The sequence below is a fragment of the Megasphaera sp. genome (assembly GCF_047831605.1).
GTDB classification, from domain to species: Bacteria; Bacillota; Negativicutes; order Veillonellales; family Megasphaeraceae; genus Megasphaera; species Megasphaera intestinihominis.
Window position 1 is genome coordinate 2,223,299 of the sequence record NZ_CP181255.1, and the last position, 14,596, is coordinate 2,237,894.

Here is a 14,596-nt window from a genome sequence, read left to right on the forward strand (position 1 = left end):
GTGTTGTGCTCCAATATGTTGTACCCTTTGTAATTGCATTAGTCGTTTCTTATCTCCTGACGCCGAGCGTCAAGAAACTCGCTATCAAGATCGGCGCCGTGGACCGGCCCAATGCAAGAAAGGTACATACTCATGTCATCCCGCGGCTCGGCGGGCTGGCAATCTATATCGGCTTCATGGCAGCCGTCTTGTTCTGCGTGCCTTTGCAGCATGAACTGGTCGGGATGCTCCTGGGCTGCACGGCTATCGTCGCCGTCGGCATCTGGGACGACATCTGCAATATCCCGGCCAAGGTCAAGCTCGTCGGCCAGATCCTGGCCGCCTGCATCCCCATCGCCTTTGGCATCCAGATCGAATGGCTGACCAATCCTTTTGGTGATATCATCGTCCTGCCAGAAATCATTGCCATTCCCGTGACGATTTTCTGGATCATCGGCTTTACCAATACGGTGAACCTCATCGATGGTCTTGACGGCCTGGCAGCCGGCGTCGCCTTCATCGCATCGATTTCGATGTTCCTCCTGGCTTATAACCTGAACCAGTTCCTGCCGGCTCTGGTCATCGTGTCCATGGCCGGGGCGGCTTTGGGCTTCTTGCAGTACAATTTCAACCCGGCCAAGATTTTCATGGGTGATACGGGCAGTATGCTCCTGGGCTATACCCTGTCCGTCGCCGCCGTCTTAGGCCTGGTCAAGACGGCAGCCACCGTGGCTCTCGTCGTACCCATCATCGCCCTGGGTCTGCCGATCCTCGATACGACGTTTGCTATCATCCGCCGCAAGATGAGCGGCGTTCCGATTTTCCAGCCTGATAAGGGGCACCTGCATCATCGCCTGCTGGCTCTGGGCATGACACAGAAGCAAGCCGTATTAATAATGTATTTTGTCAGCATGATTCTCGGCATCGTAGCCCTCTTTGTAGCCAACGTGAGCTATAAGACGGGTATCGTGACTGTCCTGGTCGTTCTTGCCGTCATCATTTATTCGGCAAAACGCATTGGCATATTGCGCAAATCAACGACCGATTCTACCCACAAACAGTAGTGGGTGGAATCGGTTGTCTTATAAGGAGGTTTTTTTATTATGATCAAGGTAATGACTGTATTCGGTACGCGGCCGGAAGCCATCAAGATGGCCCCTGTCGTACTGGAATTGCAGAAACATGCCGACCGGATCCAGACCATCGTCGCCGTTACGGCCCAGCACCGTCAGATGCTCGACCAGGTACTGGATCTCTTCCAGATTACACCGGACTATGACCTGGATATCATGTCCCAGGGGCAGACGCTGTACGACATTACGACCAAGTCCCTCATGGGCCTGAAAGATGTCCTGGCCAAGGAAAAGCCCGACCTGGTCCTGGTCCATGGCGACACGACGACGACCTTTGCCGGCGCCCTGGCCTCGTACTACCAGCAGGTCCCGGTAGGCCACGTCGAAGCCGGTCTGCGGACAGGGGACATCTATTCGCCCTTCCCGGAAGAAATGAACCGCAAGCTGACCGGTGCCATCGCAGCCATCCACTTCGCACCGACGGCGACGGCCAAGGCCAATCTGCTCAAGGAAAATGTAAATCCTTCTCATATTTATGTGACGGGGAATACGGTCATCGACGCCTTGATGATGACCGTTGCCGGCGACTATGACTTCGGCGACGACCTGAAGGACGTCGATTTCCATAACCACCGGGTCATCCTCCTGACGACGCACCGCCGGGAAAACCTGGGTGAACCGATGCGCCATATCTATAAGGCCCTGCGCCGCATTATCGAAGAGATTCCCGATACGGAAATCGTCTTTCCTGTCCACCGTAATCCGCTGGTGCGCAAAGTCGTCGAAGAGGAACTGGCCGGTGTCGACCGCATCCACCTCATCGACCCCATGGAATATGAACCCTTTGCCAATCTCATGAGCCTGAGCAGCCTGGTCCTCACCGACTCTGGCGGCATCCAGGAAGAAGCGCCGTCTCTCGGCAAGCCTGTCCTGGTCCTGCGCAATACGACCGAACGGCCTGAAGCCGTCGAAGCCGGCACGGTACGCCTCATCGGCACGGACAAGGATGTCGTCTATGCCGAAACGAAGCGGCTCCTGACCGACCAGGCCGCTTACGATGCCATGAGCAACGCTGTCAATCCCTATGGCGACGGCAAGGCTTCGCAGCGCATCGTCCAGGCTATTCTCCATGATTTTGCCGGTGAAGGGACCCTTCCTGACGATTTCAGCCAGGCTTGATTATTTGTAGCTATAATGAGAATTGCTTTTAGCTATAACGTTTGATTTTCTTAAATTTTGTATTGATTTTCCAGATTTTCCGTGCTAAAATAAGCCAATAATCGTTGCTGGCAGTATATAACTGCTATACCAAACGATTATGGAAAACTGCCATCGCCCGAGCAGGAGTGTATGTAGTATGAGACATCATGATGATCCTCACGATGACAAATTAAATCACATGAGGCTTTGGGATATTGTTGTCATTGCCGGTTCCTTAGGTTTGTCTCTCTTCGTCTGCATCTGTGTCGGCGTCGCCATAGGGCACTTCATCGATGTCCATGCCGGGACGTCGCCGTGGGGATTGATTCTTTTTTCCTTCATCGGTGCCATCTCCGGATTCTGGACCTTATATAAAAAAGCCTTGTCCTATCAGCAGGACGAGGCGCGCCATGGCCGGCATCTGCGCAAGTGAAATGTCACGGAGGATAGCCTATGGAAGCGTTTTATGCTTATGTAAAGGCAACAATATACAAGCTCGTTGGTTTTACGTGTATCGTCACGGCCGTCCTTTTTCTAGGAGGCTGGTGGCAGTACATAAGTGGCTGGTGTATCGGCAGCGGCTTGAACATCGTTTATTTCTTCATGCTCAGCAGCCGTTCGGTACGGGCCTTAAAATTGCCGCCTGGGCAGGCGGCGTCATTCATCCGCGGCGGTGCCGTGTTCCGGCTGGTCTTCATCTGCCTGGCCGTCATCGTCATCCTGCAGTTCCCGTCCATTTCCCTGGGGGCTGCCGTGGCCGGTATCTTTTCGTACCGCGTCCTCGTCTTCGCAGATGTACTGACTGCGCGTCTCAGACGGTAAAGGAAAGGAGGTATTGCGTATGGAATTACATGCAGGGCATCATATGGTCGTCCAGCTCCTGGGTCTGAATGTCAACTTGGATACGCTCATGATGACCTGGCTGGTTGCGGCTTTGGTCATTATCGTCACTGTCGCTGCGACAAGGGGCCGGTCCCTCGTCCCGTCAGGACTTCAGAACGCCATGGAAATCGTCATCGAAGCATTGCTCGATCAGTTCAAGGAAACGTTGGGGCCGAAATACGGCCAGGTCGTTTCGGTCTTGCTGACGATGTTCCTGTTCATCCTCTTCGCCAACGAATTGGGCATGCTGCCGAATCCGCATGTCCTGGCTTCGCCGACGAATGATTTGAATACGACTGTCGCCCTGGCACTGGTTTCTTCCTTTATGGTCCACTTCATGGCCTTGAAGAACCAGGGGTTCAAAAAGCATTTCAAGCATTTCTTCGAACCCTTTGCGCCGTTTGTCGTCATCAATCTGATGGAAGAAATCACCAAACCGTTGACACTGGCCTTCCGTCTCTTTGGCAACATCCTGGCCGGTGAAATCCTGTTGGAAGTCCTGTACTTCCTCGTGCCTGTCGCCATCCCGATGATTTGGATCCTCTTTAGCTTCGTCATCGGCCTCATCCAGGCATTCATCTTCACCATTCTGACTACATCGTATCTGGCACCGTCCTTTACGGAAGACTAAGAAAAGCTCAGATACCGTTACAACTTAGGAGGTTATTTATTATGGAAAAAGCTCTCGTATTGGCATTATCTGCATTTGGTGCATGCTTAGGTATTGGTTTGGCAGCTCTCGGCGCTGCTATCGGTGACGGCCATGCCGCATCGAAGATGCTTGAAGGTACGGCCCGCCAGCCGGAAATGGGCGGCAAACTCCTGGTCAACATGCTTATCTCCATCGGCCTGATCGAATCCATGCCGATTATCGCAGCTGTCATCGCTATCGTATTGGTCTTCGCCAATCCGTTCGTCAGCCTGCTCTAATCCGAAGATTCTAATATACAGCCGGGGAGGGAAGTACATTGGTTAGTATTAATGGTACCTTGCTGTTCCAGTTCATCAACTTCTTCGTGTTAGTTGCCATTCTGGCAAAGTTCGCTTATAAACCGCTGCTCAAAGTCCTGGAAGACCGCCGCAACAAGATTGCGTCGGACCTCGACAACGCAGCCAAAGCCCGGGAAACGGCTGAAAAGATGAAAGCCGACTATGAAGCCCAGATCCGCGATGCCCGTGCTGAAGCCCAGGCCATTGTCGACAAAGCTGTCAAGCAGGCCGACAAAGAAGCCCAGGCCCAGCTGGAAGCCATCCGCGCCCAGATCGCCCGGGAAAAACAGATCGCCCAGACGGAAATTGCCAACGAACGGGAAGCGGCTATCCGGGAAATGCGTAATGAAGTAGTCACACTGTCCATGGCTGTGGCAGAAAAACTGCTCCAGAAAAACATGGATCCTGACATGAACGCCAAACTGGTAGCCGATTGCATCGACCAGCTCCAGACGCACCGCGTAAAGGGGAACTGATCTTATGATACCCGAAACGATCTATAGCAAATACAGCCAGGCGATGTTCGACATCGCCAGCGAACAGAAGAAGCTTACCGAGTTCGGAACAGAACTGAAAGGCGTACGGGACACGTTCCAGGAAAATCCCGATTTGTGGAAATTCCTGAATCATCCCCTCGTACCGCCGCAGTCTAAAAAAGACACACTTGCAAAGATTTTCAAGGACAGCCTATCGCCGATCGTCCTGCAGTTCATGTACGTCATGATCGACCGGCGCCGGGAAGCGGCCCTCTTGCTTGCCATTGACGGGTTCATCGATTTGGCCCGCAAGGCCCAGCACATCGAAGTGGCCAAGATCCGCGTCGTCAAACCACTGTCCAAGAAAGAAGAAACGAAACTGGTTGCCAGCCTGGAAGCCATGACGGGTCAGCACATCGAACCGCTGTACTACGTCGACCCGTCGCTCATCGGCGGCATGGTCATCCAGATCGGCGACAAACTAATAGACGGCAGCCTCCGGCGGCAGCTGCGCGATATGCAGCATAAACTGCTCCAGGCTGACGTGACGAATGGGGTGACGGACGAATAATGAAAATGAAGCCAGAAGAAATAACGGCTATAATCAAGAAACAAATCGAAGATTATAATGTGGAAATGAATGTCGACGACGTCGGCACCGTTCTGGAAGTCGGGGACGGCATTGCCCACATTTACGGTTTGGACAAAGCCATGTCCGGGGAATTGCTGGAACTGCCTCACGGCGTTTACGGCATGGCCCTGAACCTGGAAGAAGACAACGTCGGCGCCGTACTGCTCGGCGATGACGCCCTCATCAGGGAAGGCGACACCGTCCGCCGTACAGGCCGCGTCATGCGTGTCCCTGTAGGCGAAGCCATGGTCGGCCGCGTTGTCAACCCCTTGGGGATACCTATTGATGGCAAAGGGGAAATCAAGACCAAAGATTCACGCCTCATCGAAGTCAAGGCTTTCGGCATCGCCGACCGCCAGCCGGTCAAGGTACCGCTCCAGACAGGCCTCAAGGCTATCGACTCCATGGTTCCTATCGGCCGTGGCCAGCGTGAACTCATCATCGGTGACCGTGGCACCGGCAAGACGGCCATCGCCATCGATACCATCCTGAATCAGAAGGACACAGGCGTCATCTGCGTCTACGTCGCTATCGGCCAGAAGGCATCGACCGTTGCCCGCGTTGTCCGGACCCTGGAAGAACACGGCGCTATGGCCTATACCATCGTCGTCGCCGCTACGGCTTCCGACGGCGCACCGCTCCAGTACCTGGCCCCGTATTCCGGCGTTTCCATGGCCGAATACTTCATGCTCCAGGGCAAGGACTGCCTCTGCGTCTACGATGACTTGTCCAAACACGCTCAGGCTTACCGCGCCATGAGTCTGCTCCTCCGTCGTCCGCCAGGACGTGAAGCATACCCGGGCGACGTATTCTACTTACATTCCCGTCTCCTCGAACGCGCTGCCAAGTTGTCCGATGAACTCGGCGGCGGCTCGATTACGGCCCTGCCGATCATCGAAACCCTGGCCGGTGACTTGTCGGCCTATATCCCGACTAACGTCATTTCCATCACAGACGGCCAGATCTTCCTGGAAACAGAAGCCTTCAACTCCGGGATCCGCCCGGCTATCAACGTCGGCCTCTCCGTTTCCCGTGTCGGCGGCTCCGCCCAGATCAAGGCCATGAAGAAAATCGCCGGTACCCTCCGCCTGAGCCTGGCCCAGTACCGCGAATTGGCCGCTTTCGCCCAGTTCGGCTCCGACCTCGATAAGAGCACGAAAGCCCAGATCGACGCCGGCGAACGGACGATGCAGCTCCTCATCCAGCCGCAGTATCAGCCGATGCCCGTCGAAGACCAGGTCATGCAGATTTACCTGGCCGTCAAGAACTACCTCATGCCTGTACAGGTTGAAGAAGTTTCTCAGTTTGCTGACGGCTTCATCAAGTTCATGCACAGTAACTATCCGGAAGTCGGCGAAAGCATCAAATCGACGAAGGAACTCGGCAAAGACGCAGAAGCTACGCTGCAGAAGGCTATCGCTGAATACACCAAGCAGTACGGCGCTTCTCACGAACTGATCAAAGAGGAGGAATAAGCTATGCCGAGTGCACGCGAAATAAACAGACGTATTAAATCCGTCACCAATACCCAGCAGATCACTAAGGCCATGAAGATGGTTTCCTCCGTACGACTGCGCCGTGCACAGGATCGGGCACTGGCTACCGCCCCGTATACCGAAAAAATGGAAGGCATGCTGCAGCGCCTGTCTGCAGCTTCTCCCGATGCGGGCAATCCCTTGTTCACGCCGCATGATGAAGTCAAGAAGACTTGCTACATCGTCATCGGTTCGGACAAAGGCCTGGCTGGCGCCTTCAATTCCAACGTCAACAAGGCCATGGTCTCGGTCCTCAAGGACAAGCCCCGCGACGCATCGATGCTTCTCGTCGCCGGCCGTAAGCCCATTGAGTACCTCAAGCACTTGCACCTGGTACCGGAAAAGAAGTGGTCCGGTTTTTCGGATAAGCCCCAGTTCAGCCACGCCCAGCAGATTGCCCACTTGGCGACGCAGAAATTCCTGGCTGGCGAAGTCGATGAAGTCTACGTCATTTATACGCACTTCAAATCGGCCTTGTCCCAGGACACGAAAATCGTCAAGATGCTGCCCATTACCCAGAAGGAAGGCCAGCAGGAAGGGGGCCCGCGGGAAGAATACCTCTTCGCGCCGGATCCGAAGCTCGTCCTCGACGCCTTGCTGCCGCAGTATCTGGATCTGTTCATTTACAACAGCCTCCTTCAGTCCGCTGCCAGCGAACTCGGTGCCCGTATGACGGCCATGACGTCGGCTACGGACAACGCAGGCGAACTGATCGACAAATTGACTGTTACCTACAATAAAGTCCGTCAGGCTGGCATCACCAACGAATTGACGGAAATTGTCAGCGGCGCCAACGCTTTGCAGTAAGCCGCCTGGCGATCATTCTGAAAGAGAGGAGTACCTCTTCATGAGTAATAATATTGGGAAAGTAGTCCAGGTCATCGGCCCGGTCGTCGACGTGCGGTTTGCCTCGGAAGCAGATTTGCCCGCCATTTACAACGCCATCCATATCACCGGTGGCGAAGGCGACCAGAAGATCGACCTGGTTGTAGAAGTCATGCAGCACTTGGGCGACGACGTCGTCCGCTGCGTTGCCATGGACTCGACGGACGGCCTCGTCCGCGGCATGGCAGCTGAAAATACGGGCGGTCCCATCAAGGTCCCCGTCGGCAAAGGTGTCCTGGGCCGTATCTTCAACGTCCTCGGTCAGACTGTCGATAAAGTCGACGCTAAAGTCGAAGCCGATGATTACTGGCCTATCCATCGTCCGGTCCCGAAATTCCAGGACCAGGCGACGGAAACGGAAATCTTTGAAACGGGGATCAAAGTCGTCGACCTCATCTGCCCTTATGCCAAAGGCGGCAAGATCGGCCTCTTCGGCGGCGCTGGTGTCGGCAAGACCGTCCTCATCATGGAACTCATCCACAACGTCGCTACCGGCCACGGCGGCTATTCCGTCTTCACCGGCGTCGGCGAACGTACGCGTGAAGGCAATGACCTTTGGAACGAAATGAAGGAATCCGGCGTCATCGACAAGACGGCCCTCGTCTACGGCCAGATGAACGAACCGCCTGGAGCCCGTATGCGCGTCGGCCTGACCGGTCTGACCATGGCAGAATACTTCCGCGATAAAGAACACAAAGACGTATTGCTGTTCATCGACAACATCTTCCGTTTCATCCAGGCCGGCTCCGAAGTTTCGGCTCTGCTCGGCCGTATCCCGTCGGCCGTTGGCTACCAGCCGACACTGGGTACCGACGTCGGCGCCCTGCAGGAACGCATTACGTCGACTAAAGACGGGTCCATCACGTCGGTCCAGGCTGTCTATGTCCCGGCCGATGACTTGACTGACCCGGCTCCGGCAGCTACCTTCGCCCACTTGGATGCGACGACCGTCCTGGCCCGTGAAATCGCCGAACTGGGCATTTACCCGGCCGTCGATCCCCTCGATTCGACGTCGCGTATCCTCGATCCCCACGTCATCGGCGATGACCATTACAACATGGCCCGTGCCGTCCAGGAAATTCTCCAGAAGTACAAAGACCTGCAGGATATCATCGCCATCCTGGGCATCGACGAACTGTCCGAAGAAGATAAGCTGACCGTTGCCCGTGCCCGTAAGGTACAGCGTTTCCTCAGCCAGCCTTTCGCCGTCGCTGAACAGTTCACCGGTCAGAAGGGCCGCTATGTGCCGTTGAAAGAAACCATCGAAGGCTTCAAGGAAATCTTGTCCGGTAAATGCGACGACATGCCGGAACAGGCCTTCTACATGGTAGGCAATATCGAAGAAGCATACGAAAAGGCTAAGACACTGAAAGGGGAATAGTCTATGGCAGAAGCAGGAAAGACCCTCCATCTGGAAGTCATTACACCCGATGCTGCCGTACTCCATGAAGATGTGGATTTCGTCCTCGTCCGCGCATTGGACGGCGACTTGGGCATCATGCCTAATCATGCGCCGCTCATCGCGTCCCTGTCGATTTGGCCCCTGTGCTATGATAAAGGCGGAAAGCGCCAGTGCGTCACCGTAGCGTCGGGCTTCCTGGAAGTCCATGACAATACGGTCACAGTCATCACGCCAGCTTCAGAAAAACCGGAAGACATCGACGTAGCCCGCGCCCAATCGGCGGAAAAACGTGCCGAAGACCGCTTGGTTGCACACGCTGCCGACCTCGACGTGACCCGCGCCGAAGCGGCCCTGCAACGAGCCCTGCGCCGCCTGGACGTCGCCGAAAAATACGGCAAGCAATGATAGTGAGTTTAAAGTTTTTAGTATAGAGTTTGTAGTGAATCCATTCAAAGTATTGATTACTGCAAACTACAAACTGCAAACTCAAAAGGAGCTGTCTCTACGAGACGGCTCCTTTTTATTGACTTTTCCCCCCATCTCTGCTATGATAAGGTTTGTACAAATCAATAGGCGATGCAGGAGAGTAAGTACGTATCATCCTCAGCGAAGCAGGGACAGTGTGAGCCTGCTGCCGATGCGGAAGGCGCTCTGAAGGCCGCGGCCGGAAGTCTTTTCGATGTGTATGGCCGATGAATCAAGCGGGTCTTTGGACCAATCAGGGTGGAACCGCGGGTACGTATACTCGTCCCTGTAACATGTCATGTGTTACAGGGACTTTTTTGTATTTAGGAGGGAATACGATGAATTTTCAAGACATGATATTTGCATTGAAGAGCTTTTGGTCTTCTCAGGGCTGTATCATCTACGAACCGTATGATGTAGAAAAAGGGGCAGGGACCATGAACCCGGCTACCTTCCTGCGCACGCTCGGGCCGGAACCGTGGCACGTTGCCTATGTCGAACCGTCTCGCCGCCCGGCTGACGGCCGCTATGGCGACAACCCGAACCGCCTGTACCAGCATCATCAGTTCCAGGTCATTTGCAAACCGTCGCCGGACAACATCCAGGAACTCTATCTGAAGAGTCTGGAAACGTTGGGCATCAACCCGGCAGAACACGATATCCGTTTCGTCGAAGACAACTGGGAATCGCCGACCCTCGGCGCCTGGGGCCTGGGCTGGGAAGTCTGGCTCGACGGCATGGAAGTCACGCAGTTCACCTACTTCCAGCAGGTCGGCGGCATCGACGTCGCTCCTGTTTCGTCGGAAATCACATACGGTATGGAACGCCTGGCCATGTATATCCAGGGCGTCGAAAACGTCTATGACCTCAAATGGAATGAAGACGTCACTTATGGCGACATCTTCCATCAGAACGAAGTCGAACAGTCGACGTATGCCTTTGAATTGAGCAACGCCGACCTCTTGTTCCACCTCTTCGATGAATACGAAAAAGAAGCCATGCGGGTCATCAAAGCCGGCTTCGTCCTTCCGGCCTATGACTACGTATTGAAATGCTCGCACACGTTCAACCTCCTCGACGCCCGCGGCGCCATCAGCGTCAGCGAACGGGCTGCCTTCATCGGCCGCGTCCGCAACATGGCACGGGCCTGCGCCAAAGCGTACTTGGAACAGCGTGAAAAATTAGGTTTCCCGATGCTGAATAAGGAGGAAAAATAAGATGAGCAAAGATTTGTTACTTGAAATCGGTACTGAAGAAATCCCGGCTCATTATATGCCGAGTATCCTTTCCCAGGTCCGGGACCTGGCCGGGAAATCCTTTGGCGAATCCCATATCGCCTATGAATCGATCCGCACCCTCGGTACGCCGCGCCGCATCGCCCTCATCATGAAGGGCGTCGCTGAAAAACAGGCCGACGTATCGGCCAAACATAAAGGCCCGTCGGTCAAGATCGCTTACGATGCCGACGGTAACCCGACGAAAGCTGCCATGGGCTTTGCCCGGGGTCAGAAAATCGACGTCAAGGACCTCGTCGTTGAAGACGGCTACGTCTATGCCAACGTCACCAGCGTCGGCGCTGACACAGCCGGCCTCTTGCCGGACCTCATGAAGGGCATCGTCACGGGTCTTAATTTCCCCAAGAGCATGCACTGGGGCAGCCTGGACTTCCACTTCGTCCGTCCTATCCGCTGGTTCGTCGCCCTCTTCGATAAAGATGTCATCCCCTTTGAACTGGCTAACGTCAAATCGGGCAACGTCAGCCGCGGCCACCGCTTCCTGGGTACCGGCGATTTCACCATCGAAAGCCCGGCAGCCTATGAAGAAACGTGCAAGGAACATTTCCTCATCGTCGACCCGGAAGTCCGCAAGCAGATGATCCTCGAAGGTCTGCAGAAACTGGCTGACGAAAAGGGCGGCACCATCATCATGGACGACGACCTCCTGGAAGAAGTCGTCTACCTCGTCGAATACCCGACGGCCCTTTGCGGCGAATTCGATGAAGACTACCTGAAACTGCCGGAAGCGGCCATCATCACGCCGATGAAGGACCACCAGCGCTATTTCCCTATGCGCGATAAAGACGGCAAGCTCATGAACCTCTTCCTGACTGTCCGCAACGGCAACGACTACCATCTGGAAACGGTCCAGCACGGCAACGAACGCGTCCTCCGCGCCCGCCTGGACGATGCCAAGTTCTTCTTTGAAGAAGACAAGAAACATAAGCTCGCCGATTACACGGAAAAATTGAAGAAAATCGTCTTCCAGGACGGCTTGGGCACGCTCTATGACAAAGCCCAGCGCCTGGAAAAGATTACGGTCTTCCTCAATCATAAACTCGACCTCGGCCTGGATGACGCCAAGCTGCAGCGCGCATCGCTCCTGGCCAAAGCCGACCTGGCTACGCAGATGGTCATGGAATTCACGGAACTCCAGGGCGTCATGGGCAAGGAATATGCCCTCATCGACGGCGAAGATGCTGGCGTGGCCGAAGCCATCAACGAACAGTACCAGCCGCGCTTTGCCGGCGACGTCCTGCCGCAGACCGACATGGGTAAAGTCCTGGGCATTGCCGACAAGTTCGATACCATTACGGGCATGTTCAGCCGCGGCTTCATCCCGACGGGCTCGCAGGACCCCTTTGCCCTGCGCCGCCAGACCATCGGTACCCTCAACATCCTCATGGATGCCGGCTGGAACCTCAACTGCCATGAAGTCTTTGCCTTCGTCCTCAATCTCCTCGGCGTAGAAGGGGAAGACGCAGCCAAAGTCATGGGTCAGCTCGACGACTACTTCACGCTGCGCCTGAAGAACATCTTCCAGGATAAAGGCATGGATTACCACATCATTGACTGCGTCCTGGCTTCGGATACGCTCAACGCTTATGAAGAAGCCCGCCGTGCCCAGGCCCTCATCGATGCCGACATCATGGGCAAGACCGACCTCTTGCAGGCCTTCACCCGCGTCAGCAACATGATCAAAGGCGCCGACGATACCGACGTCAATCCGGACCTCTTTGAAACGGAAGAAGAAAAGGCCCTTTACAGCGCCTGCCAGGCCATGCAGGTCAACTTGCCGCAGAAATACGCCGTCTATGACTACGAAGGCGTAGCCGAAGTCCTCTCCGAAGGCATTGCCGCCATCAATGACTTCCTGGACAACGTCCTGGTCATGCACAAAGACGAAGCGGTCAAAGAAAACCGTCTCCACCTCTTGGCCCTGACCTACAGCCTCATCCAGCCCTTGGGCGACATCAAGAAATTGGCGTAGGGGCCGTCCCGACGGACGGTCCGCAGGCCGCTTTGGAATCAGATGCCGCTGCGCGGCGACAGACTCAGGTGGACAACGACGCTTCGGGACACCCTCGGCGCGTAAAAAGCCTCCCCTGAGAAGGGGAGGGGGACCGCTTGCGGTGGAGGGGTTCTTTACGACATACCCTTAGCGTATTGTAGAGAAAGAACCCCTCAGTCAGCAGAGCTGGCCCAACGGGCCGGAGAGGTTGATTGTACTTTCGCGGCTCGCCGCGAATCCCGTGGATAAAGCGGAAATTCAATGGCCAAAAATGAAAAATATGATATAATGAATAGTGTCCAAGTTTGTAGTGTAGAGTTTGTAGTTTGTAGATGACAGGATTGAATTTGAGTTATTTACTGTAAACTAAAAACTACAAACTTCAAACTCGAAAAGAGGCTGCCTTCGTGTGACAGCCTCTTTTCCGCATCTACCATAAAGGAGTGATCATTTATGAAATTGAAGAATCTCGTCATGTTGGCAGCAGCCCTTACCTGTATTGCCGGTTCGACCGTCATGGCTGAAGAAAAGGTGGGCCTCAAGAGCGCCAGTGCCGACAGCTATGAAGTCGTCCAGGTCATGACGACTAAAGACAAGAATTACTATCAGTACTATAACAGCGCCTATCAGTATGCCGTCGATATCCCCCGGGCTGCGACGACAGCCGACATGAATGCCGACGGCGATGGCTGCTATTTCCAGGATCCCAAAGACGATGCCGTCTACATGACCTATGCCGCCAAGAACACCATGGGCTTCACTATCGACGAACTCTACAACATGGCTTTGGGCATGAACGGATCGCCGACACTGACGACCAACATCAAGACCAAGAACAGCTATGCCATCGGCTGGACGGACGGCAAGAAGTCTTACTACCACGAACTCTACATCAACGACAAGAACAAGACTTACACGGCCTTCACCGTCACCTATCCGACCAGCAAAAAAGATAAGTACCAGGCCATCATCGCCCACATGTCCCGCAGCTTCATGCCGAACGTACAAATGTAATGGATAATATGGGGAAAACCCCTTTACAGGACCGTGTCTTTATGTTATAATTCCCTTGTTAATTTAGGCAGTCCTCTGCTCGATACACGATTGTCGTGAAAGGTGGCGGCAACGGGGGCACGAATGTCTTATAGGAGGAAAAAAGAAATGAACATTATCAGCGTACTTGAACAGGAACAGCTTCGTGACGATATCCCGGCATTCCGCCCTGGTGATACAGTCAAAGTTCACGTAAAGGTTGTCGAAGGCAATCGCGAACGTGTACAGATTTTTGAAGGTGTCGTTATTGGCCGTCAGAACGGCGGTGTCCGCGAAACTTTCACTGTCCGCCGCGTTTCCTACGGTGTTGGTGTTGAACGTACTTTCTTGGTACATTCCCCGCGCCTCGCTAAAATCGAAGTCGTTCGCCACGGTGTCGTCCGTCGTGCAAAACTGCACTACCTCCGTGGTCTTACAGGCAAAGCTGCCCGTATCCGCGAACGTCGGTAATTCATTGGCAAGAACACTTGAAAAAGAGGTTGTCCCACGAAGCATGGCTTCGCGGGCAGCCTCTTTTTTCATGACTCCATCGTAGGGGTCGTCCCCAAGGGTGGCCAAAGGCAACCTCTCAGTCAGCTGCGCTGATAGCTCCCCTATAAAGGGAGCCAAAGCCTCTCCTCATAGGCCCTTTTTGGCCCGTCAGGTGCTGACCGCAGGGAAGTGCAAGACGGTTGCCAAAACGGAGAGCTGAGCTAGAGGTGGCCCGAAGGGCCGGAGAGGTTGGTCTTAAACAAATG

Annotated in this window: 16 protein-coding genes; all 16 read left to right on the forward strand. The window is 54.6% G+C overall.

The features are described 5' to 3' along the window. Nucleotides 1-5: 5 nt before the first annotated feature. The 16 genes from ACFWUB_RS10555 (at nt 6) to rplS (ending at nt 14,309) form a co-directional block, all read left to right on the forward strand. Nucleotides 6-1,043, forward strand: coding sequence for a glycosyltransferase family 4 protein (locus ACFWUB_RS10555; protein WP_020310703.1), 1,038 nt, complete (start codon nt 6-8; stop codon nt 1,041-1,043). Between the two features lie 39 nt (nt 1,044-1,082). Then, nucleotides 1,083-2,231 carry a non-hydrolyzing UDP-N-acetylglucosamine 2-epimerase gene (gene wecB, locus ACFWUB_RS10560; protein ID WP_416183942.1) on the forward strand — a complete coding sequence of 383 codons (1,149 nt, stop codon included), beginning with the start codon at nt 1,083-1,085 and terminating at the stop codon, nt 2,229-2,231. Between the two features lie 178 nt (nt 2,232-2,409). Further along, nucleotides 2,410-2,685, forward strand: coding sequence for an AtpZ/AtpI family protein (locus tag ACFWUB_RS10565; protein WP_020310705.1), 276 nt, complete (start codon nt 2,410-2,412; stop codon nt 2,683-2,685). Between the two features lie 20 nt (nt 2,686-2,705). After that, nucleotides 2,706-3,074, forward strand: a complete 369-nt coding sequence (locus ACFWUB_RS10570; protein ID WP_020310706.1) for an ATP synthase subunit I — start codon at nt 2,706-2,708, stop codon at nt 3,072-3,074. Between the two features lie 19 nt (nt 3,075-3,093). Beyond that, nucleotides 3,094-3,765, forward strand: coding sequence for a F0F1 ATP synthase subunit A (gene atpB, locus ACFWUB_RS10575; RefSeq protein ID WP_020723725.1), 672 nt, complete (start codon nt 3,094-3,096; stop codon nt 3,763-3,765). A 41-nt stretch (nt 3,766-3,806) separates the two neighbouring features. Then, nucleotides 3,807-4,064, forward strand: coding sequence for a F0F1 ATP synthase subunit C (gene atpE, locus ACFWUB_RS10580; RefSeq protein WP_014016847.1), 258 nt, complete (start codon nt 3,807-3,809; stop codon nt 4,062-4,064). 38 nt (nt 4,065-4,102) lie between these two features. Continuing rightward, on the forward strand, nt 4,103-4,600 hold the full coding sequence (gene atpF, locus ACFWUB_RS10585) for a F0F1 ATP synthase subunit B (RefSeq protein ID WP_014016846.1): 498 nt from the start codon (nt 4,103-4,105) through the stop codon (nt 4,598-4,600). Between the two features lie 4 nt (nt 4,601-4,604). Further along, entirely contained in the window at nt 4,605-5,171 is a 567-nt protein-coding gene (gene atpH / locus ACFWUB_RS10590; RefSeq protein WP_014016845.1) for an ATP synthase F1 subunit delta, read from the forward strand. Then, nucleotides 5,171-6,706: a F0F1 ATP synthase subunit alpha gene (gene atpA / locus ACFWUB_RS10595; RefSeq protein WP_416183943.1), complete on the forward strand. Its 1,536-nt coding sequence runs from the start codon at nt 5,171-5,173 to the stop codon at nt 6,704-6,706. Before atpH ends, atpA begins: the two co-directional genes overlap by 1 nt. Before the next feature lie 3 nt (nt 6,707-6,709). Beyond that, complete coding sequence (gene atpG / locus ACFWUB_RS10600) at nt 6,710-7,573, forward strand: ATP synthase F1 subunit gamma (protein WP_416183944.1); 864 nt, start codon at nt 6,710-6,712, stop codon at nt 7,571-7,573. Nucleotides 7,574-7,613: 40 nt separating this feature from the next. After that, a complete protein-coding gene (gene atpD, locus ACFWUB_RS10605; RefSeq protein WP_020310709.1) occupies nt 7,614-9,032 on the forward strand; it encodes a F0F1 ATP synthase subunit beta in 1,419 nt (472 codons plus the stop codon). Nucleotides 9,033-9,035: 3 nt separating this feature from the next. Next, nucleotides 9,036-9,458: a F0F1 ATP synthase subunit epsilon gene (locus tag ACFWUB_RS10610; RefSeq protein WP_020310710.1), complete on the forward strand. Its 423-nt coding sequence runs from the start codon at nt 9,036-9,038 to the stop codon at nt 9,456-9,458. A 398-nt stretch (nt 9,459-9,856) separates the two neighbouring features. Next, the gene (glyQ, locus tag ACFWUB_RS10615; RefSeq protein ID WP_014016840.1) at nt 9,857-10,735 is read left to right on the forward strand and encodes a glycine--tRNA ligase subunit alpha; all 879 of its coding nucleotides are present in this window, start codon (nt 9,857-9,859) and stop codon (nt 10,733-10,735) included. A 1-nt stretch (nt 10,736) separates the two neighbouring features. Continuing rightward, a complete protein-coding gene (gene glyS, locus ACFWUB_RS10620; protein WP_020310711.1) occupies nt 10,737-12,785 on the forward strand; it encodes a glycine--tRNA ligase subunit beta in 2,049 nt (682 codons plus the stop codon). A gap of 474 nt (nt 12,786-13,259) precedes the next feature. Continuing rightward, the gene (locus ACFWUB_RS10625) at nt 13,260-13,820 is read left to right on the forward strand and encodes a hypothetical protein (protein WP_020310712.1); all 561 of its coding nucleotides are present in this window, start codon (nt 13,260-13,262) and stop codon (nt 13,818-13,820) included. A gap of 147 nt (nt 13,821-13,967) precedes the next feature. Then, nucleotides 13,968-14,309: a 50S ribosomal protein L19 gene (rplS, locus tag ACFWUB_RS10630; RefSeq protein ID WP_226884746.1), complete on the forward strand. Its 342-nt coding sequence runs from the start codon at nt 13,968-13,970 to the stop codon at nt 14,307-14,309. Nucleotides 14,310-14,596 lie beyond the last annotated feature (287 nt).